The sequence below is a fragment of the Microbacterium sp. K2 genome (assembly GCF_051365005.1).
GTDB classification, from domain to species: domain Bacteria; phylum Actinomycetota; class Actinomycetes; order Actinomycetales; family Microbacteriaceae; genus Microbacterium; species Microbacterium foliorum_B.
In genome coordinates this window covers 741,915-760,027 of the sequence record NZ_JBLWII010000001.1, presented here as the reverse complement: position 1 = coordinate 760,027, position 18,113 = coordinate 741,915, and the positions used below count along the sequence as shown (strand labels likewise).

The following is an 18,113-nucleotide window of genomic DNA, read 5'->3' as shown; positions in this document are numbered from 1 at the left end:
GCCGCTCGAGGCATGACCGATCCGGCGTCGAGCGGCGCAGACAGGATTCCGCGGCTCTGGGCGATCGTGGGCGCGACAGGCACGGGAAAGAGCGATCTCGCCCTCGATCTCGCTGACGCGTTGCAGAGCCGCGGCAACGCCGCCGAGATCGTGAACGCCGATGCCATGCAGCTCTACCGCGGAATGGACATCGGCACGGCGAAACTCCCCCCGGCCGACCGTCGAGGGATTCCGCACCACCTGTTCGACGTGCGGGAGGTGCAGGAGGAGGCCGCTGTCGCCTGGTACCAGCCGCTGGCGCGCTCTGTGATCGCCGACATCCAGCGGCGCGGGGCCGACGCCATCCTCGTGGGCGGGTCGGGTCTGTACGTCTCCAGCGTGGTGTTCGATTTCGCGTTCCCGCCCCGCGACCCGGTGATCCGCGAGCGGCTCGAACGCGAGCTCGAAAGCGAGGGCATCGCGGGGCTGCTCGACCGGCTGCGTGCACTCGACCCCGCCACGGCGTCGCGTGTCGATCCCAAGAACGACAGGCGTGTGATCCGCGCTCTCGAAGTGCTCGAACAGGGCAGCGCCACGCACGGCGCTGCGCTGCCTGAACAGCCCGCGCTCTGGCAGGCCGACACTCGTCTGTTCGGTCTGCATGTCGAACGCGGAGCGCTGGTCGAGCGGCTGGACGCCCGCGTCGAACGCATGTGGGAAGCGGGCCTGGTCGATGAGGTGCGGGAGCTCCGACGACAGGGACTCGAAGATGGTGTGACGGCGCAGCGCGCCATCGGCTACACCCAGGCTCTCGCGCAGATCGATGGCCGCCTCACTCAGGCCGAGGCCATCGCCGAGACGCAGGCGCTCACTCGGCGATACGCCCGCCGTCAGGTGTCGTGGTTCAAACGGTATCCCGGCCTCACGTGGCACGAATCGCCGGTGGACGCCGCTTCGCTCGTCGACCCGTGAGGCCAGTCGCCCGCCGACCGCGGTGGCTGATGTCTGAGCCTGATGAGATGGTTGTTCCATGGCCACCCACTTCTACACCGCGAGCAGCATCGACGGCTTCATCGCGACTGACCAGCACTCGCTCGACTGGCTCCTCAAGCAGGACATCGACGAAGACGGCCCCATGTCCTACGCGTCGTTCGAGAAGACGATCGGCGCGCTGGCGATGGGGTCATCGACCTACGAATGGGTCATGCGCCACGAAGAAGGGCGCTGGGGCTACGAACAGCCCACCTGGGTCTTCTCCCACCGATCGCTCGAGCTTCCGGCCGGCGCTGACATTCGCACTGCCGAGGGCGATGTGACCGCCGTGCACTCCGAGATGGTCGCCGCAGCCGGCGGCAAGGATCTCTGGGTCGTCGGCGGTGGCGACCTGGCCGGGCAGTTCGCCGATGCCGGTCTCCTCGACGAGGTGTGGGTGCAGTATGCGCCGGTGACACTCGGCTCCGGGGCACCGCTGCTGCCGAGGGCGCTGGATCTCGAGCTTCTCGAGGTCGCTCGCAACCGCAACTTCATGTGCGGCCGCTACAGCGTGCAGCGTGGCTGAGTCGTCGGCTCCCGTGCGCTCGGGGGAGAACTGGGCGGTCCGGGCCTTCGATCCGTCAGACACTGACTCTGTGGTCGCTCTCTGGACCGAGGCGGGTCTCACACGGCCGTGGAACGACCCCCGGCTCGACATCCAGCGCAAGCTCACGGTGCAGCCCGAGTTGTTCCTGGTCGTCGAGGAGCATCAGGCGCGGTCGGCCTCGGCGCGGATCATCGGCACGGTGATGGCCGGTTACGACGGACACCGGGGCTGGCTCTACTACCTGGCGACCGCACGGTCGCACCGTCATCAGGGGATCGCGCGATCTCTCGTTCGTGAGGCCGAACGACTTCTTGTCGACATGGGCTGCCCGAAGGTGCAGCTCATGGTCAGAGAGGGCAATGAGGGGGCATTGGGCTTCTACGACGACCTCGGGTACGAGCGATTCTCCGTGTCGAACACGGGCAGGCGTCTGATCGTCGACGCATAGCCGCGATCTCTACACTGGGTGGATGGTCGCATTCACCAAAGGACACGGCACCGGCAACGACTTCGTCATCATCGCCGACCCCGACGGCGCTCTCGAACTGAGCGCTGAGCAGGTCGCCGTCCTCTGCGATCGGCACCGAGGCATCGGTGCCGACGGCATCCTTCGCGTCGTTCGCTCTGCGGCGATCGCAGACGGGCAGGCGGCACTCGCGGAGGAACCGGCCGCCGAATGGTTCATGGACTATCGCAATGCGGATGGCTCCATCGCCGAGATGTGCGGCAACGGCATCCGTGTCTTCGCGCATTACCTCGTGCGCTCCGGTCTCGCCACGATCGAGCCCGGTTCCACGCTCCCGATCGGGACGCGTGCGGGCGTGCGCGATGTGACACGCAGCGAGACGGGTTACCAAGTGGACCTCGGTCTGTGGAAGCTCTCCGGCGAGGACCCGCTCGTCGCCGCAGACGGGCTTCCCGTCACGAGACCCGGCCTGGGCATCGACGTCGGAAATCCGCATGTCGTGGTCGCTCTCGCATCCGAGGCGGAGTTGTCGTCTCTCGAGCTGCACCGCGCGCCGGTACTCGACCCCGCGCCGCCCGCGGGTGCGAACATCGAGTTCGTCGTCCCGGGGGAGCCGCTCGTGAGAGACGGAATCGGACACGTCTCTATGCGCGTCTCAGAGCGCGGCGTGGGGGAGACCCTCAGCTGCGGCACGGGCGTGGCGGCAACGGCTCTGGCTGTGCGCTACTGGGCCGGCGACAAGGCACCCCACAACTGGCGCGTGGAGGTGCCGGGAGGCACGCTCGGCGTGCGCATGTTCCCCGCGGAGGACGGCGAGCACGTCGCCCTCTCCGGGCCCGCCCAGCTCGTCTTCAGCGGCGAGGTCGACCTGATCTGATGCGCGCGAGCGACCCGATCGACCTGGTCGTCTTCGACTGCGACGGGGTCCTCGTCGACAGCGAGAAACTGTCGATCGAGGTGGACCGCAGGGTTCTCGCGAATCTCGGGTGGTCTCTCTCCCACGACGAGATTCTGCACAGATTCGTCGGACGCTCTTCCGCCCATTTCAGCGCCGAGATCGAAGCTCATCTCGGACGGCTGCTTGCCGACGACTGGGAGGCGCCGTATCAGCCGTGGTACCTCGACGCATTCGCGGCTGAGCTGACGGCGGTGGCCGGGATCGAGACCGCGTTGGACGAGATCTCGACAATGACGTGCGTCGCCTCGAGCGGCTCTCATGAGAAGATCCGGAGGACGCTCGGGCAGACCGGACTCCTTCCGCGATTCGAAGGACGGATCTTCAGCGCCGACGACGTCGCGAACGGCAAGCCTGCTCCTGATCTCTTCCTGCGCGCAGGTCAGCGGCTCGGCGTCAGCCCCGACCGCTGCGTGGTGGTCGAGGACAGTCGATTCGGAGTCCAGGCCGCCCGCGCCGCGGGCATGCGGGTTCTCGGCTACGCCGGCGGACTCACACCAGCCGACTGGCTGGAACGCGAAGGCGCCATCGTGTTCACTGACATGCGTGAACTCCCCGAGTTGGTGGGTCAGCGACGGATGCCGGTGTGACGGCTCAGACGAGCGTGATCGGCTCGGTGGGCGGGGTGCCGTGCTTGCGCACCTTCAGGACGCGGTAGCCCTTCGACGTCGCGGTCCGATGGACGCTGAAACCCGGGTGGAACGTCGCGGCGATCCACCGCTGCAGCGAATCCGCACCGAGGTTGCGCTGCACGACGAGCCAAGCGTCGCTGCGCTCGTCGAGCCGGGGGATCCACTTCTCGAGCAGTCCGTGAAGTTCGTTCTTGCCGACTCTGATCGGTGGATTCGAACGGATCGAGCGGAATGTGACATCGGCGGGAACATCCTCGGGCAGGGATGCGTTGACATTCTTCAGACCATGAGCCGCAGCGTTTCGCCGCACGAGGTCGAGGGATCGTTCATTCACGTCGACCGCCCACACGGTCGCATGAGGTGCGGCCATCGCCATCGACAGCGTGATGGGTCCCCACCCGCTTCCGAGGTCGAGAAGATGGCCTCCCGGCGGAACCGGAGGCATGTTTGCGAGAAGGACGGCTGTACCGGCATCCAGCCGATCCGGGCTGAAGACGCCGCCAGCAGTAGTGACGTCCAGCTCTCGGCCTGCGAGCGTCACACGGATCGATCGCAGGTTCTCGGGGCTTGCCGGGGCCGCGGTGAAGTAATGGTCGGACCCCATACCGTGAGCGTAGCGGACAGTGCGGGCTAAGGTTAAGGCTCGCAACAAAACCCAGAGATTAGGGACGGATGACGGAGACCACCACACACTCCACAGGTGACGAAGCAGTCGATCGCGTACTCGCGAATGCGGAGAAGCGGACGGAGGCACGTGTCTTCGGCGCCGCGAAGGCCCTGCAGGACCACTCCACGGCCCTGCACGGCTCTTCGGACGGCGACCAGTGGGACCTCGAGGATCGTCATGCGCTGCGGCGCGTCGGCGGTCTCTCCACCGAGCTCGAAGACGTCACAGAGGTCGAGTACCGCCAGCTTCGCCTCGAGAACGTGGTGCTGGTGGGCGTGTACCCGCAGGGTGCCCAGGACGATGCGGAGAATTCTCTCCGAGAGCTGGCGGCCCTTGCGGAGACCGCAGGCGCGGTCGTGCTCGACGGCGTTCTGCAGCGACGGCCGCATCCGGATGCCGCGACCTACATCGGCCGAGGCAAGGCTCAGGAGTTGAAGGGCATCGTCGCAGCGACCGGTGCCGACACCGTGATCGCCGACACCGAACTCGCGCCCAGCCAGCGACGTGCCCTCGAGGACGTCGTCAAGGTCAAGGTCATCGATCGCACCACCGTGATCCTCGACATCTTCAGTCAGCACGCCAAGAGCCGCGAGGGCAAGGCCCAGGTCGAACTGGCGCAGCTCGAGTACCTGCTGCCGCGTCTGCGCGGCTGGGGTGACTCGATGAGCCGCCAGGCGGGTGGACAGGTCGGTGCCGGCGGCGCCGGTATGGGCTCGCGCGGACCCGGTGAGACGAAGATCGAGCTGGACCGTCGCCGCATCCGCACCAAGATGGCGCTTCTGCGGCGGCAGATCCGCGATTTCGGACCTGCGCGAGAGGCGAAGCGGGCCGAGCGCAAGCGCAACACGATCCCGTCCGTCGCGATCGCCGGCTACACCAACGCCGGCAAGTCCAGCCTCCTCAACGCTCTGACGAGTGCCGGGGTGCTGGTGGAGAACGCTCTGTTCGCGACGCTGGATGCGACGGTGCGCCGGTCGGAGACGTCAGACGGCCGCGTCTACACGCTGACAGACACCGTCGGTTTCGTTCGCAATCTTCCGCACCAGCTCGTGGAGGCGTTCCGTTCGACGCTCGAAGAGGTCGGTGAGGCAGACGTCGTGCTGCACGTGGTCGACGGATCGCACCCCGATCCCGCCGGTCAGCTGCAGACCGTGCGCGATGTGATGGGCGACGTCGGAGTCCGTGACATGCCGGAGATCGTCGTCTTCAACAAGGCGGATCTCATCGCCGACGATGAGCGTCTCGTGCTGCAGGGCCTCGAGCCCCGAGCGCATTTCGTCTCGTCGCGTTCGGGTGAGGGCATCGAGGAGCTTCGGGCGGCCATCGAAGAGGCGCTTCCGAAGCCCGCTGTCGAGGTTCACGCGGTGGTTCCGTACGATCGCGGCGATCTGGTCGCGGCGATCCACGAGACGGGGATGCTGCTGTCGGTGGATCACAGCGAGCAGGGCACCCTCGTGCACGCGCGTGTGTCGGAGCGGCTCGCTGCCGATCTCGCCCCGTTCGCCGTGAGCGACTGACGGGGCGGGATCAGCGAGCGAGGAATCGCGCCTCGACCGTTGCCGAAATGACGATCTCGTCGGGCTCGTATTCCATCGAAGCGCCGCCTGCATCGGACTCCTGAATCATGGCCCCGCGCATCTTGGCCATGCCGGCAAACGGCTGGACGGGTGTGGGCGCGATCAGCCCGACATCGGCGATCTCCACAGGCACGACGGTGCCGAGTCCGAGAGCCGTCGCGTACGCCTGCGCGCGCGTGACGGCGACTCCGACCGCCTCCGCAGCGACCTCGCGTTCGATCCGCGAGCGCGTCTCGGTCGTGAGATGCCAGTTGACCCACCCGACCTCGACTCCGTCCCATGGCGAGACGTCAGTCACCCAGAGCGAGAGCTCCGACGCCTCGGCGAAGGTCGCAGTGAGGTCGATACTGGCGTAGAAGACGGGCGCGAGCCGTTTTCCCTCGGAGCTCCACGGACGTTCGGCGCGTACGGAGAGGCGCTTGCTCGACCAGTCGACGACGATGCCCGTGTCGTGCCTTGCGGTGATGCTCTCGCGCACCGGCTCGGTGAGATGCATGACGCGGTCGACCACCGATGCGCGGTCGGCGCCTTCCGCGCGGACGCTGACACGGATGGTGGCTCGTTCGGGCGCGATCCGCGCCTCGTGCTCGCCCCGGACGGTGACGGTGACTTCGCTCATGTCGTGACTCTACGCCAGCGCGCTGACGAGGCGAGGAATGGCGTAGCCGCTGCGAACGTTGTAGTCTAAGAGGCTCGGGGACTCCGGTTCCTGAACTGAAAAATCAACAGTGTGACAGCGGCTCCTTCGAGAGAAGGACCACGGGGCTGATCGGTTTCGACAGCGCCTGTGAATCCACGAGAAGCGGGCCGAGGATGCAGAGTTATCTCGTAAACGCTCTCTGCAAAAAAATAGTTGCCGAAACCAAGCGCAACGACTTCGCCCTCGCTGCATAAGCGAGCCCGATAGTCCGTCAGGCCGTATGTGATTCCGATACGGATCCTGGCGTCATCTAGGAATCTTGCTGCGTGATGGCGTCTGGACGTCACGTGGGACTCTTCCCAGGCTGGGCTCGTCGACTTAGGTGTCTGTGACAAAGGTCGGAGCCGAGCAGAACGTCTTCACAGACTGCGCCCGGAGAAGGCGTGGAGACTCAGCGTTGGACGGGGGTTCGATTCCCCCCAGCTCCACCACGTCGCTGTCACAAGCAAGAAGGCCCGCCTCCCTGGTGAACACTGGGGAGGCGGGCCTTCTTGTGTGTCGGTGAGTGCGGCCGCTCGTGCCGCTGATCACGGCGCTCCCGGCAGGCCCTCGCAGGGGACCCCATCATGGTCGAGGTCGAGCTTCGCGACGTCCCCGTAGTGCGGGTAGTAGAGGTCGAACCATTCCTTCGCAGCAGCGTAGTTCGGGAAATCGGTGCAGTTCCTGATGTCGCCGGGGTTCCCGGGCTGCTGGGGCGGTTAGGGGGCTGGGATGCCCGCGGCCGGCACGCGGAAGCTGTCGCCTTCGTGCGCCCACACCCTCGACCACCTGGCGATGACCGCATCCCGTTCGGCCGCGTCGGCGGTGTAGAAGTGATGAGCCGCGGAGAGCGACCAGAATCGCGCCACAGTAACTGTGCCGGGCTGCGGGGAGTTCGCCGGGTACACGTAGTAGGCGACCCCCTCTTCCTTCCAGATGTTGGGCCACCTGGCGATCACTGCGGCACGCTCGGCCGGGTCTGCAGTGTAGAAGTGCCCCGAATACTGATTGCTCCAGAATCTGTAGAGCGGGATGGTGCCTGCGACCTGGGTCTTGAACGCGGTGTACCGCTGCCCCTCATAGGTCCACACGCCGGGCCAGCGGGCGATGATCTGATCGCGCTCCGCCAGATCAGTGGTGAAGAAGTGTCCCTGGTAGACGGGGCTCCAGAACCGGTGCACGGCGACGGGTTCTGGCAGCGGCGGTGCGGAGGGCCGCCCCACAGTCGGAGCCGCGGGGAGCCAGGTGTCCCGGTGAGGGCCGCAGTCTGTGAGCAGAGTCTGAAGAGCGCTCTTCTCGGCGGGGTCGACCGACAGGTTCCAGCGCCATTTCACCGCGACCCATTCGGAGACGTAGGTGCACCGAATGGAACGGTAGGAGGGCAACCAGGACGCAGGATCCTTATCGGCCTTCGCCGTGTTGACGGCCGCGGTGACCATGGTCAGTGTGCGGTCGTCATCGACGTCGTTGGAGTATCCCTGTCGCTGTGCGTCTGTCCATGCCCACGCTCCGGACACCCATGCCTCTTTGAGGGCGACGAGGTGATCCATCTCCACTGCGGCGGGGTCGAGATGTATGACGTTGTCGTAGTAGGACAACCACTGACCCGCAGTGATGGTGCACACGCCGGTGACGGTCGCGGGGATGTCCGTCTCCTCGAGGAGCACCTCCTGACGGGTGCGGCAGCCGTCCCCGTCGAGATCTGCGCCTTCGAAGAACTGGTCTCGGTCGTACTTGACCGTGGAAGGAGCCTCGACACGCAACTGATCCAGGAGCGTGGCCACGGATATCCATTCCGCCGCCGTCGGAGGCGCTGCCACGGCCGCCGAAGGAGTCAGCGATACTGCGACGATGGCGGCCGTGACCAGAGCGGCCCCCGGAAGTCGATTGCGCATGCCACTCCCTATGAAATCGGCTCCGGCGGTGGAGTCCCGCGCTCAGGATACACACAGAATACCGATACGCTTGCGCGCTCGTTCGGCAGTGCGTGCTGCTGCTGACCCGCGATCAGAACCGGTCGTCAGTGCCCGGAGAGCCGGTCGAGGGCATCCTGCGCGGCGCGGAGATCGTCTTCCGACTCTTGCACGCGCTGCGCGAGCGTTTGTTGCTCGGTCTCCGCCTTCTCGGCGTCTTCTCGTGCACGCTTCGCTTCTCTTCGCACCGTCTCCAGATCCGCCTCGAGCTCGCGCTCGCGGTCGGCGAGATCCTCGATCTTCACAACAGCATCGCGCAGCGTCCGATCCGCTGTGGCCGCTTCTCGCGCCACTCGGTCGTGCGCCTTCTCCGCTTCTCTGACAGCCCGTTCCGCATCCCTCCGCTCTCTGCGCGCTGTGACCTCGTCGAGAGGCTTGGCGGCGACCTTGGGGGTGTCAGGTGTGCCCCCGCCGACGATGCTGTCGGCGATGTCTGCGAACGTGCCGGCGGGTTCCAGTTCCCGCACCAGCCGCGCGGAGGCGACGGCGGCGGCAGCAGTCGGATCGAAGAAGGCGGCGCTGATGGTCTGTTGAACCGCCTCTCTCGTCGACGCCGTGATGCGCTGTCCTCGTGCTTCGGCGAGTTCGACGGCGTCCGCGGCGAGTCTGTCGGTGAGCGCGCGCCGGTCGCGCCCGAGCTGTGCGAGAGCCCGAGCATCCAGATCGGCCTGTGCTTCGCGCAGCTCTTCGGCGAGCTCCAGTGCCTCTGCGAGTCGGGAGGCGCGCTCGTGCGCGAAGACGTTCACCACCCAGGCGGCGACCGATGGCTTCTTCAGGCCGCGGATCCGAGCGGCGAGAGCCGGGTCGTCGGTGTCGGCTGCGCAGGAGTTTCGTGCGGTCACGAAATCCGTCGGTGACCCGGTGTAGAGCTGCACTGCGATGTCAGCGAGCTCGGAGTCCATGCGAGTGACGATACACCGCGCAAGCTCTGCTCCCCGGGCCGCGACGCGTGAGCATCGATCGCCGCCCCTGATCAGTATTCTGGTTGGCATGGCAACGCTGTTCTATGGCGCGTCCGACGTTCCGATCCACATCGAGGATCGAGCACTCGCGCATCTGAAGATCGTCATCGCGACCAAGCTCCGCCGACAGGAGAGCTTCACCCTGTCGTGGCGTCACCCCGAGGGAGAGCCCGGAGGGCGGTCCACCATCTGGATCCACCCGTCGATCCCGCTGCGCTTCACCTTCGACGAACCGGAACAGCCTCAGCTGAACACGCGCTGGATAGAAGATCTCATGCAGTCGGTGAACTCCACCGGCGGCATTCTCCTGGTGGACGAGGTGATCGACGCGCCGGTGCAGTGAGCACCACGGACGCAGGCGGATGAACCGCCGTCACCCGGCCCATTCGATCAGGATCAGACCCTGGCGCGTGTCGGCGAACTTCACCCATCCGTCGCCGAACAGATAGGTCATGCCGTATCCGTCTTCGTCGGTGCCCATGGCGAACTGCGGGTTCTCGGTGATGTAGATCCCGTCCGGGCCGTCTTCTCGGGTCCAGCCCTCTCCCAGCAGCGAGGACTGCGCCGCCGTGGCATCCTCCGCGCTGATCGTCGACCATCCGTAGAGCTGGCCGTGGTCGGAGGCGATGCTGTAGTCGGCCCAGAAGCAGAGAAGCCCGTCGGTCAACGTCACGCCGCCCACCACGAACTCCTTCTCCTCGAACGACCACCCCTGATCGGTGAGCACCTTCACCGTGCCGGCCGAGACGATCGTGTCGCAGGCGGGCTCTGTTGCGGGTGTGGGGGTCGGAGTGGTCGCGGGCTCGGCAGTGGCTGCGGGGGAGGGTTTCGGCGCGTCCGGAGTGGGCGAGGCGGATCCCTCCGGCGTCCCTGCGCAGGAGGTGAGCGCGACAGCGAGCAGCAGAGCGCCCAGTGCGGCGGAGGTGAAGCGGTTCATCGCGCGAGCCTTCATCAGTGGGTCAGTCATGCAGGAGATCGAGGAAGGCCTCGTGGAGGACGCCGTTGGTGGCGAGTGTCGACAGATCCGAGATCGTCTCGGCACCGTCGAATCCGGTCATGCGGCCGCCTGCCTCGCGAACGATCGGCACAGCGGCGGCGACGTCGTACTCCTTGACTCCGAATTCTGCGACCATGTCGATGCGCCCCTCGGCGAGGAGCATGTAGGCGTAGATGTCGCCGTATGCACGATCGCGCCACACGCGGTCGGTGAGCTTCAGCAGCTGGTCGGTGTGCCCGGACTCGGCCCACTGGCTGATGCTCTGGAAGCTGACGCTGGCGTCTTCTAGAGACGACACGGAGGACGCCCGGATGCGGCGCGGCTCGGCATCCGTCGCGGTCCAGGCTCCCGAGCCGGCAGCGGCCCACCAGCGGCGTCCGAGGGCGGGCATGCTGACGACACCGACCTGCGGGACTCCGTCGACCGCGAGTGCGATCATGGTGCCCCAGAGCGGCACCCCGCGGAGGAAGTTGGCGGTGCCGTCGATAGGGTCGATGATCCACTGCCGGTGGGTGCTGCCCTCAGCGCCGAACTCCTCGCCGAAGATGCCGTCATCGGGCCGCTCGATCTCCAGAAGCGAGCGGATCGCCCGCTCGGTCGCGAGGTCGGCGTCCGTGACGTGCGAGTTGTCGGCCTTGGTCGATACCTCGAGGTCGGGGCTGTCGAATCGGGGGAGAGACTGCGCGTCGGCGGCATCGGCGAGTCGTAGAGCGAGTGCGAGGTCGCGAGAGAAGTCGTCGACGCGGGGGGAGGCGGTCACGACTCCAGGATAACCGCCCGGACACGGGAGTCTGAGAGGGGTTGACTTGGGGCGACACGCGCGGCGAACGCGGAGGACCCGGCTCGATTTCGCCCGGCGGCGATCCGCTGGTAATGTAATTCCTCGGCCGGGGGTTTCCCCGGGCCACGCACCTCTAGCTCAATCGGCAGAGCAACTGACTCTTAATCAGTGGGTTCTCGGTTCAAGTCCGAGGGGGTGCACGGATCAGCCCTGATGACTCTCGCCAGTCATCGGGGCTTTTCTGCACGCACGGAGATGCCGAGGATCAGGCTCGCGGTGCGCTAGCGTGATGCAAACGCTAGGGGGATGGCCATGTGGAGACTGGTGAAGGTCTGCGCGGTCGTGACTGTCGCGGCATCTCTCGGTCTGGGACTGACGGGCTGTTCTGCCGCAGAGAAGACGATCGACTACTCGACCTCGTCCGTCACCCTCGCGCCCGGAGAAGCCCTCGTGGTCGATTTCGGTGAGATCAATCCGACGGTCGGCGACGCGTGGGTGATCACACGAGAGCCCGACCCGGCCGTGCTCGGTCCCGGCGATGAGCGATCGCGCTACCTCGGCCAGGACGGTGAGACCGGCGCTCCGAGCGAGGTCTCCTATCGTTTCGCGCCTGTCGGCGACGGGACCACCGTGATCCAGTTCGAGTACCAGTTCCGCGGGGCGGTGCCCGAAGACGCAGACGATCAGCAGACGGCCGAGATCACGGTGACGGTGAAATAGCGGTCAGTCAACCGCGATGACCTCTCCGTCGGTGAGGTGCTGAAGGGTCTCGAAGGTCAGTGGCATCACCGTGTGCGGGTGCCCGGCTGCGGCCCAGATCTCACCGTGCTCGCGAAGATCCTCGTCGATGTAGGTGCGCAGCCGCGTCGGATGCCCGATCGGGGCGACTCCGCCGATCGCCTGACCCGTGGCATCACGAACGACGGACGCCGGTGCCATCGCGATCGCGGCTGCGCCGGTGCTGCGTGCCAGGACGTCGAGATCGACCCGGTGTCCACCGCTCGTCATCACGAGAACCGGAGCCCCGTCGGCGACGAACACGAGACTGTTCGCGATCGCGGAGACATCGCAGCCGATCGCGGCGGCTGCTTCGGGGGCGGTTCGCGCCGAATCGGGCAACATGCGGATCTCTGTTGTGACGCCGGCCTCGATGAGGTGCTGCTGCACGAGCCTGCTGCGCTCGGGGAGATCGTTCATGACCCCACGGTAGCGAACGCGGCAGGCTCGAGTCTCACGCGGCGTCGCCCAGCAGGATCGCCTCGGCGTCTTCGACGGCGGCGTCGTCAGGCTCGTCGTCGATGTGCGCGAGGATCTTCCGCCCGAGGAAGATCGTCAGGGCGGCGACCAGCACTGCCGCGGCTGCGACGAGGTAGGGGACCGTCGCATCGAACGCGTGCCACAGGGCTGCCGCCAGGGGCGGGGCGATGGCCCCACCGAGGAATCGCACCGAGGAGTACGCCGACGACGCCACGGAGCGGGGGAGATCTGTCGCCTCCATGACGGCCTCCGTGAGCACGGTGTTTATCACGCCGAGCAGCAGTCCACCGATGACGATGCAGACCACGAGTGCGGTGGCCGACTCGACCAGGAGCCCGGCGACGATCAGATCGACCGCGAGGAGCGGGAGAACCGCCAGAATCACACGGGTGCGTGACATCCGGCGCATGAGCAGCGGCGCGACCCACACGCTCGTGACCGCGAGCGCGATGCCCCAGCCGAAGAACGTGAAGCCGATCCCCATCGCTCCGAAGCCCAGAGGGAACGGCGAGAAGGCGAGCAGGATGAAGAACCCGATGTTGTAGAAGAACGCCGCTGTGGCGAGCACCGCGAGGGCGGGGTTGCCGAGCGCCTTGAAAGGTGCGGAGAACGGCACAGGGGTGCGCTTCTCGCCAGGGCCGCGCAGCAGCACGAGGACCGCGAGGAACGCGATCGCCATCAGCACCACGACGCCGAAGAACGGTGCGCGCCAGCTCTGCTCGCCGAGGAGGCCGCCCAGAAGCGGGCCGATCGCGATGCCGAGACCGAGAGCCGCCTCATACAGGATGATGGCCGCCGAACTGCCCCCGGCGGCGGACCCGACGATGGTCGCCAACGCGGTGGAGATGAACAGGGCGTTGCCGAGACCCCACCCTGCGCGGAAGCCGATGACCGCGTCGACGCTGCCGCTGAGAGCGCAGAAGAGGGCGAACACCACGATGAGTGCCAGCCCGATCAGCAGTGTCTTCTTCGCGCCGATGCGGCTCGAGATCCAACTGGTGACGAGCATGGCCAGTCCGGTGACGGCGAGGTAGCTCGTGAACAGCAGTTCGGTCTGGAACGGGCTCGCCTGGAGCGAATCGGCGATCGCAGGGAGGATCGGATCGACCAGTCCGATGCCCATGAAGGCGACGACGCAGGCGAAGGCGACGGCCCAGACCTGGGCCGGTTGCTTCCACACTGAGGTGGCGGGGGTGTTCACGCTGTAGCTCCTGTCGAGTCGGTGATGGTGTGCGCTGCGAGGATCTCCGCGGCGCGCGTCAGGATGTCCCACTCGTCGGCATCGAGGTCGGCGAAGCGCGGTGCGAGAGTGTCGCGGAACTCTTCTCGCCACGCCTGCAGTGCACGTGAGCCTGCCTCTGTGATGGCGACGGCGATCGCGCGGGAGTCCTCGGCATCGGGGGAGCGGAGCATGAGTCCTTCGCGCTCGAGATTCCCGATCAGCCGCGTCATCCCGGGTTGGGTCGTGCGCGCCGCGGACGCGAGCTCTCCGACCCTCTTCGGCCCGGCTTGCTCGAGCAGGCTCAGCACTCGCCACTGTGCGGCAGGTGCGTCGTTGCCGGCATCCTGCGCGGCGATGCGGCCGAGCGCGTACCCCGAGAGCACGAGTGAGGGAATGACATCCTGACGATTCATGCCAGCAAGTATATACCAGATGGTATGTAATGACGTCGAGTCAGCGCCGTGCGCCGGCGATCCGCGCAGACAGCTGGTGCGCATGGGCGAGGAGCGTCCTGCCGAGGTCACCGATCCGATCGGGTCCGAAGCGGAACCCGACGCCCGTCAGGCTCAGCGCCCACTCCGGCCGTCCGGACCGGTCGAAGACCGCTGCGCCGAGCCCCCAGCTGCCCTCGACGATGAGCCCCGGGTTCACCGCGTAGCCCCGCTCCTTGGTCTCCGCGAGGCGTGTCCGCAAGGGGCGGGCGCCGTGCGATCGACCCCACGCGGTCTCCAGGTCGGGATGCCGTTCGAGGTACGCGTCCACATCGTGGTCAGGCAGGAATGCAAGGATGGCGAGGCCGGCGCTTGCCACGCCGAGCGGGAACCGGACGCCCTCGCTCAGCACGAACGACCGGATCGGGAACGACCCTTCCTCGCGGAGCAGGCACACCGTCTCGTCGGCCCTGCGTACGGAGAGGAAGGCGCTCTCCTCCGTCTTGACCGCCAGCGAACGCACGATGTCCCGCGCGAGGGCGGTCACGTCATAACGAGCGGCGGCGACCGATCCCATGAGGAAGAGCTCCGGTCCCGGCATCCAGCGAGCACTGGACTCGTCTCGGTCGACCAGCCCTTCCGCACGCAGCGCGGACAGGAGTCGGTGAGCGGTGGAACGAGAGAGTTCCGCGGAGCGTGCGAGATCCTGCAGTGACGCGCCGTCCTGCCCGCTGGAGGTGACCAATCGGAGCAGCTTCGCGGCGCGGGCGATAGCCTGCGCTCCCGGAACGACAGCGGTGGATTCCATAATGTGGACGCTAGGCCTTGTTGCGTCCACATCGCAAGAGCCGCCTTCCTTCCGAGGCGGCATGAGCGGATGCTGAACAGGTACGTCATTCGAAGGAGCATGCGTGATCGACAAGCAGTGGGCGAATCCCGCGGAGGCAGTTGCAGACATCCCAGACGGTGCTTCCCTCGCCGTCGGAGGCTTCGGACTGTCCGGCAACCCGATCGCGCTGATCGAGGCGCTGCTCGCGCAGGGCACGGCCGGACTCAGCATCGTGAGCAACAACTGCGGAGTCGACGACTGGGGGCTCGGCATCCTGCTCGCTGCCAGACGCATCCGCAAGATGACCTCCTCGTACGTCGGCGAGAACAAGGAGTTCGAGCGGCAGTTCCTCTCGGGCGAGCTCGAACTCGAGCTGACGCCGCAGGGAACGCTGGCCGAGAAGCTCCGTGCGGGAGGGTCGGGTATCGCGGCGTTCTTCACGCAGACGGGTGTCGGCACGCAGGTCGCGGAGGGCGGACTTCCGCGGCGCTACAACCCCGATGGCAGCGTCGCGGTGGGTTCCGACCCCAAGGACGTGCGCACATTCGAGACGTCGGCAGGGCCACGCGAATATGTGCTCGAGGAGGCGATCACCACCGACTTCGCCCTGGTGCACGCGCTGGCGGGGGACAGGCACGGGAACTTGATCTTCAACAAGGCTGCACGCAACTTCAATCCGCTCGCGGCGATGGCCGGACGGGTGTGCATCGCGCAGGTCGAACAGCTCGTCGAACCGGGCGAACTCGACCCGGACCGCGTCCATCTGCCGGGTGTCTTCGTGCACCGCGTCATCGAGGTCGGCACCGAGATCCCGAAGCGCATCGAGCGCCGCACCGTCTCCGCGGAAGGAATCTGACATGGCGCTGACACGCGATGAGATGGCAGCACGCGCCGCCGCAGAGCTGCGGGACGGGTCTTACGTCAATCTCGGAATCGGGCTGCCGACGCTCGTGCCGAACCACGTGCCGGACGACGTCACCGTCGTGCTGCAGTCCGAGAACGGCATCCTGGGGGTCGGGCCGTATCCGCACGAGGACGCGGTCGACCCCGATCTGATCAACGCGGGCAAGGAGACGGTCACGGTTCTCGCCGGTGCTGCGTACTTCGACTCGGCGACGAGTTTCGGCATGATCCGGGGCGGAAAGATCGACGCCGCGATCCTCGGCGCCATGCAGGTGTCCGCGACCGGAGACCTCGCGAACTGGATGATCCCCGGAAAGATGGTGAAGGGCCCCGGCGGGGCGATGGATCTCGTGCACGGTGCCGCGCGTGTCATCGTCCTGATGGAGCACGTCGCGAAAGACGGATCGGCGAAGATCGTGAACGACTGCTCGCTTCCCCTCACCGGGCGCGGCGTGGTCGACAGGGTCATCACCGATCTGGCCGTCATCGACGTCACACCCGATGGCCTCGTCCTCGTCGAGCTCGCACCGGGCGTCACTGTGGAACAGGTCGAGGCGTCGACCGAACCGCCGCTCACCGTTTCGGCACAGCTGCTCGACTGATGAACCAGAGAACGGAGGGGCTGAGATGATCGCCCAGGACCACCAGAACGACCAGGATGTCGTTATCGTCGCCGCCGCGCGCACCCCGCAGGGACGACTCAAGGGCCAGCTGGCGAGCTTCACCGCTCCGCAGCTCGGTGCGTTCGCGATCAAGGGCGCGCTCGAACAGGGATCCGTCGATCCGTCTGAGGTGGATGCCGTGATCGTCGGCCAGGTCCTGGCGGCCGGGTCCGGCCAGAACGCCGCTCGACAGGCGGCGATCGGCGCGGGCATCGGCTGGGACGTTCCCGCCCACTCCGTGAACAAGGTCTGCCTGTCGGGTCTCACCGCGATCATCGACGCGTCTCGGATGATCCGGACCGGGGACGCGGAGGTCGTCGTCGCAGCCGGGATGGAATCCATGACCAGGGCACCGCACCTGCTCATGGGTTCACGTGACGGATGGACGTACGGCAGCGTCGAGGTGCTCGACCATATGGCGTACGACGGTCTCACGGACGCCTACGACAGAGAGAGCATGGGTGCGTCGACAGAGCGGCACAATGCCCGCTACGAACTGACCAGGGAAGCGCAGGACCAGGTGGCAGCCCTGTCGCACCAGCGCGCCTCGGCGGCTCAGACGGCCGCCGTGTTCGATGACGAGATCGTGCCGGTGGCGGTTCCGCAGCGGCGGGGGGAGCCGGTGCTCGTCACCGCGGACGAGGGAATCAGACCTGACACCACCGTCGAATCGCTCGCGGGCCTTCGGGCGGCGTTCGCGGAAGGCGGCTCGATCACGGCGGGCAACTCGTCTCAGATCTCCGACGGGGCTTCAGCGGTGATCGTGACCACCCGTGGCATAGCGGAGGCCAGGGGATGGCCGGTGCTCGTCACGATCGGAGCAAGTGGCCAGACAGCCGGCCCGGACAACTCCCTGCAGGCCCAGCCGGCCCGCGCCATCGAGCAGGCCTGTCAGAAGCAGGGGATCGCTCCGGCGGATCTCGACCTCGTCGAGATCAACGAGGCGTTCGGGGCCGTGGTCGCTCGATCGCAGGTCGAACTCGGTCTCAACAGCGACATCGTCAACATCCACGGCGGTGGCATCGCGATCGGCCATCCGATCGGAGCATCCGGCACACGGCTCGTCGTGCACGTCGCCCACGAGCTCTCGCGCCGCGGTTCGGGTACCGCTGCCGTCGGGCTGTGCGGCGGCGGCGGTCAGGGTGAGGCGTTGATCCTCACACGCTGAGAAGTCAGCGCTTGAGGGGCTTGATGCCCTTCGACTCCTTCTTGGCTTCCTTCTCGTGTTCCCGCTGCTGCTTCGCGTAGACGGGCGAATCCGGCGAGACGGGGCGTCCCTGCTTCGCGCGCCGAGTGTCGATCACCGCGCCGATCGCGAGGGCCAGGCTGATGCCCCAGCTCACCCATGCGAGCGCGGATCGCCACGTGAGCCGCGTGTCGCGGGAGCCGCGGAGCAGGGTGGTTCCCGTCATGATCGCGCCAAGGAGTCCGGTTCCCGAGAGGTAGTTCATGCCCTCACGCTACCTTCCGACAGCCGCGCGGCGCTCTGCCTTGACAATCGGGTGCGGATTCTGTCACGGGAAGGTGTGACGAGCGCCCGGCATTCAGACGCCGTTCTGACG

23 protein-coding genes, 1 tRNA gene and 1 other RNA gene are annotated in these 18,113 nt (G+C 66.8%); 13 read left to right on the top strand and 12 right to left on the bottom strand.

What is annotated here, in order from left to right; translation table 11 throughout:
• The first annotated feature begins 12 nt into the window (after positions 1-12).
• Genes miaA through ACLKOY_RS03890 form a run of 5 tightly spaced genes read left to right on the top strand, consistent with a single transcriptional unit; the run spans position 13 to position 3,569 of the window.
• Positions 13-951: a tRNA (adenosine(37)-N6)-dimethylallyltransferase MiaA gene (gene miaA, locus ACLKOY_RS03910; protein WP_436452515.1), complete on the top strand. Its 939-nt coding sequence runs from the start codon at positions 13-15 to the stop codon at positions 949-951.
• A gap of 58 nt (positions 952-1,009) precedes the next feature.
• Positions 1,010-1,537, top strand: a complete 528-nt coding sequence (locus ACLKOY_RS03905) for a dihydrofolate reductase family protein (RefSeq protein WP_436452514.1) — start codon at positions 1,010-1,012, stop codon at positions 1,535-1,537.
• Positions 1,530-2,006, top strand: a complete 477-nt coding sequence (locus ACLKOY_RS03900; protein WP_436452513.1) for a GNAT family acetyltransferase — start codon at positions 1,530-1,532, stop codon at positions 2,004-2,006. The genes ACLKOY_RS03905 and ACLKOY_RS03900 overlap by 8 nt, the downstream gene beginning before the upstream one ends.
• 22 nt (positions 2,007-2,028) lie before the next feature.
• Positions 2,029-2,901 carry a diaminopimelate epimerase gene (gene dapF / locus ACLKOY_RS03895; RefSeq protein WP_436452512.1) on the top strand — a complete coding sequence of 291 codons (873 nt, stop codon included), beginning with the start codon at positions 2,029-2,031 and terminating at the stop codon, positions 2,899-2,901.
• The gene (locus tag ACLKOY_RS03890) at positions 2,901-3,569 is read left to right on the top strand and encodes an HAD family hydrolase (RefSeq protein ID WP_436452511.1); all 669 of its coding nucleotides are present in this window, start codon (positions 2,901-2,903) and stop codon (positions 3,567-3,569) included. Before dapF ends, ACLKOY_RS03890 begins: the two co-directional genes overlap by 1 nt.
• A 4-nt stretch (positions 3,570-3,573) precedes the next feature.
• On the opposite strand, the gene ACLKOY_RS03885 is transcribed toward ACLKOY_RS03890, so the two are convergent.
• Positions 3,574-4,215, bottom strand: coding sequence for a class I SAM-dependent methyltransferase (locus tag ACLKOY_RS03885; RefSeq protein ID WP_140036872.1), 642 nt, complete (start codon positions 4,213-4,215; stop codon positions 3,574-3,576).
• Positions 4,216-4,283: 68 nt separating this feature from the next.
• Between ACLKOY_RS03885 and hflX the strand changes: the two genes are divergently transcribed.
• Positions 4,284-5,795 (top strand): GTPase HflX, encoded by a 1,512-nt coding sequence (gene hflX / locus ACLKOY_RS03880; RefSeq protein ID WP_436452510.1) that lies wholly within the window; start codon positions 4,284-4,286, stop codon positions 5,793-5,795.
• Positions 5,796-5,805: 10 nt separating this feature from the next.
• Here hflX and ACLKOY_RS03875 read toward each other — a convergent pair whose 3' ends face one another.
• Entirely contained in the window at positions 5,806-6,474 is a 669-nt protein-coding gene (locus ACLKOY_RS03875; protein WP_436452509.1) for an SIMPL domain-containing protein, read from the bottom strand.
• A 142-nt stretch (positions 6,475-6,616) separates the two neighbouring features.
• Between ACLKOY_RS03875 and ssrA the strand changes: the two genes are divergently transcribed.
• Positions 6,617-6,986: a transfer-messenger RNA gene (ssrA, locus tag ACLKOY_RS03870) on the top strand.
• 96 nt (positions 6,987-7,082) lie between these two features.
• On the opposite strand, the gene ACLKOY_RS03865 is transcribed toward ssrA, so the two are convergent.
• From ACLKOY_RS03865 to ACLKOY_RS03855, 3 genes are all read right to left on the bottom strand, one after another.
• On the bottom strand, positions 7,083-7,223 hold the full coding sequence (locus ACLKOY_RS03865) for an excalibur calcium-binding domain-containing protein (RefSeq protein WP_436454088.1): 141 nt from the start codon (positions 7,221-7,223) through the stop codon (positions 7,083-7,085).
• A gap of 30 nt (positions 7,224-7,253) precedes the next feature.
• A complete protein-coding gene (locus tag ACLKOY_RS03860; protein ID WP_436452508.1) occupies positions 7,254-8,429 on the bottom strand; it encodes a GmrSD restriction endonuclease domain-containing protein in 1,176 nt (391 codons plus the stop codon).
• A gap of 125 nt (positions 8,430-8,554) precedes the next feature.
• A complete protein-coding gene (locus ACLKOY_RS03855) occupies positions 8,555-9,409 on the bottom strand; it encodes a transposase (protein WP_436452507.1) in 855 nt (284 codons plus the stop codon).
• 88 nt (positions 9,410-9,497) lie between these two features.
• On the opposite strand from ACLKOY_RS03855, the gene ACLKOY_RS03850 reads away from it, so the two are divergent.
• A complete protein-coding gene (locus ACLKOY_RS03850) occupies positions 9,498-9,812 on the top strand; it encodes a DUF7882 family protein (RefSeq protein ID WP_363570794.1) in 315 nt (104 codons plus the stop codon).
• A gap of 30 nt (positions 9,813-9,842) precedes the next feature.
• Here ACLKOY_RS03850 and ACLKOY_RS03845 read toward each other — a convergent pair whose 3' ends face one another.
• Both ACLKOY_RS03845 and hisN read right to left on the bottom strand, forming a co-directional pair.
• A complete protein-coding gene (locus ACLKOY_RS03845) occupies positions 9,843-10,406 on the bottom strand; it encodes a hypothetical protein (protein ID WP_436452506.1) in 564 nt (187 codons plus the stop codon).
• Positions 10,407-10,428: 22 nt separating this feature from the next.
• On the bottom strand, positions 10,429-11,226 hold the full coding sequence (hisN, locus tag ACLKOY_RS03840) for a histidinol-phosphatase (protein ID WP_436452505.1): 798 nt from the start codon (positions 11,224-11,226) through the stop codon (positions 10,429-10,431).
• A 148-nt stretch (positions 11,227-11,374) separates the two neighbouring features.
• On the opposite strand from hisN, the gene ACLKOY_RS03835 reads away from it, so the two are divergent.
• Positions 11,375-11,447, top strand: a tRNA-Lys gene (locus ACLKOY_RS03835).
• A gap of 106 nt (positions 11,448-11,553) precedes the next feature.
• Positions 11,554-11,967 carry a protease inhibitor I42 family protein gene (locus tag ACLKOY_RS03830; protein WP_363570784.1) on the top strand — a complete coding sequence of 138 codons (414 nt, stop codon included), beginning with the start codon at positions 11,554-11,556 and terminating at the stop codon, positions 11,965-11,967.
• A gap of 3 nt (positions 11,968-11,970) precedes the next feature.
• On the opposite strand, the gene ACLKOY_RS03825 is transcribed toward ACLKOY_RS03830, so the two are convergent.
• Genes ACLKOY_RS03825 through ACLKOY_RS03810 form a run of 4 tightly spaced genes read right to left on the bottom strand, consistent with a single transcriptional unit; the run spans position 11,971 to position 14,965 of the window.
• Complete coding sequence (locus ACLKOY_RS03825) at positions 11,971-12,444, bottom strand: YbaK/EbsC family protein (protein WP_436452504.1); 474 nt, start codon at positions 12,442-12,444, stop codon at positions 11,971-11,973.
• A 34-nt stretch (positions 12,445-12,478) separates the two neighbouring features.
• Complete coding sequence (locus tag ACLKOY_RS03820) at positions 12,479-13,705, bottom strand: MFS transporter (protein ID WP_436452502.1); 1,227 nt, start codon at positions 13,703-13,705, stop codon at positions 12,479-12,481.
• Positions 13,702-14,139, bottom strand: a complete 438-nt coding sequence (locus ACLKOY_RS03815; RefSeq protein ID WP_436452500.1) for a MarR family winged helix-turn-helix transcriptional regulator — start codon at positions 14,137-14,139, stop codon at positions 13,702-13,704. The genes ACLKOY_RS03820 and ACLKOY_RS03815 overlap by 4 nt, the downstream gene beginning before the upstream one ends.
• Before the next feature lie 40 nt (positions 14,140-14,179).
• A complete protein-coding gene (locus tag ACLKOY_RS03810) occupies positions 14,180-14,965 on the bottom strand; it encodes an IclR family transcriptional regulator (protein ID WP_436452498.1) in 786 nt (261 codons plus the stop codon).
• A gap of 103 nt (positions 14,966-15,068) precedes the next feature.
• On the opposite strand from ACLKOY_RS03810, the gene ACLKOY_RS03805 reads away from it, so the two are divergent.
• Genes ACLKOY_RS03805 through ACLKOY_RS03795 form a run of 3 tightly spaced genes read left to right on the top strand, consistent with a single transcriptional unit; the run spans position 15,069 to position 17,719 of the window.
• Positions 15,069-15,842 (top strand): CoA transferase subunit A, encoded by a 774-nt coding sequence (locus ACLKOY_RS03805; protein WP_436452496.1) that lies wholly within the window; start codon positions 15,069-15,071, stop codon positions 15,840-15,842.
• A gap of 1 nt (position 15,843) precedes the next feature.
• Entirely contained in the window at positions 15,844-16,491 is a 648-nt protein-coding gene (locus ACLKOY_RS03800; protein WP_436452494.1) for a CoA transferase subunit B, read from the top strand.
• Positions 16,492-16,516: 25 nt separating this feature from the next.
• Positions 16,517-17,719: an acetyl-CoA C-acetyltransferase gene (locus ACLKOY_RS03795; protein WP_436452492.1), complete on the top strand. Its 1,203-nt coding sequence runs from the start codon at positions 16,517-16,519 to the stop codon at positions 17,717-17,719.
• Positions 17,720-17,723: 4 nt separating this feature from the next.
• On the opposite strand, the gene ACLKOY_RS03790 is transcribed toward ACLKOY_RS03795, so the two are convergent.
• Positions 17,724-18,002, bottom strand: a complete 279-nt coding sequence (locus ACLKOY_RS03790; RefSeq protein ID WP_140036887.1) for a hypothetical protein — start codon at positions 18,000-18,002, stop codon at positions 17,724-17,726.
• Positions 18,003-18,113 lie beyond the last annotated feature (111 nt).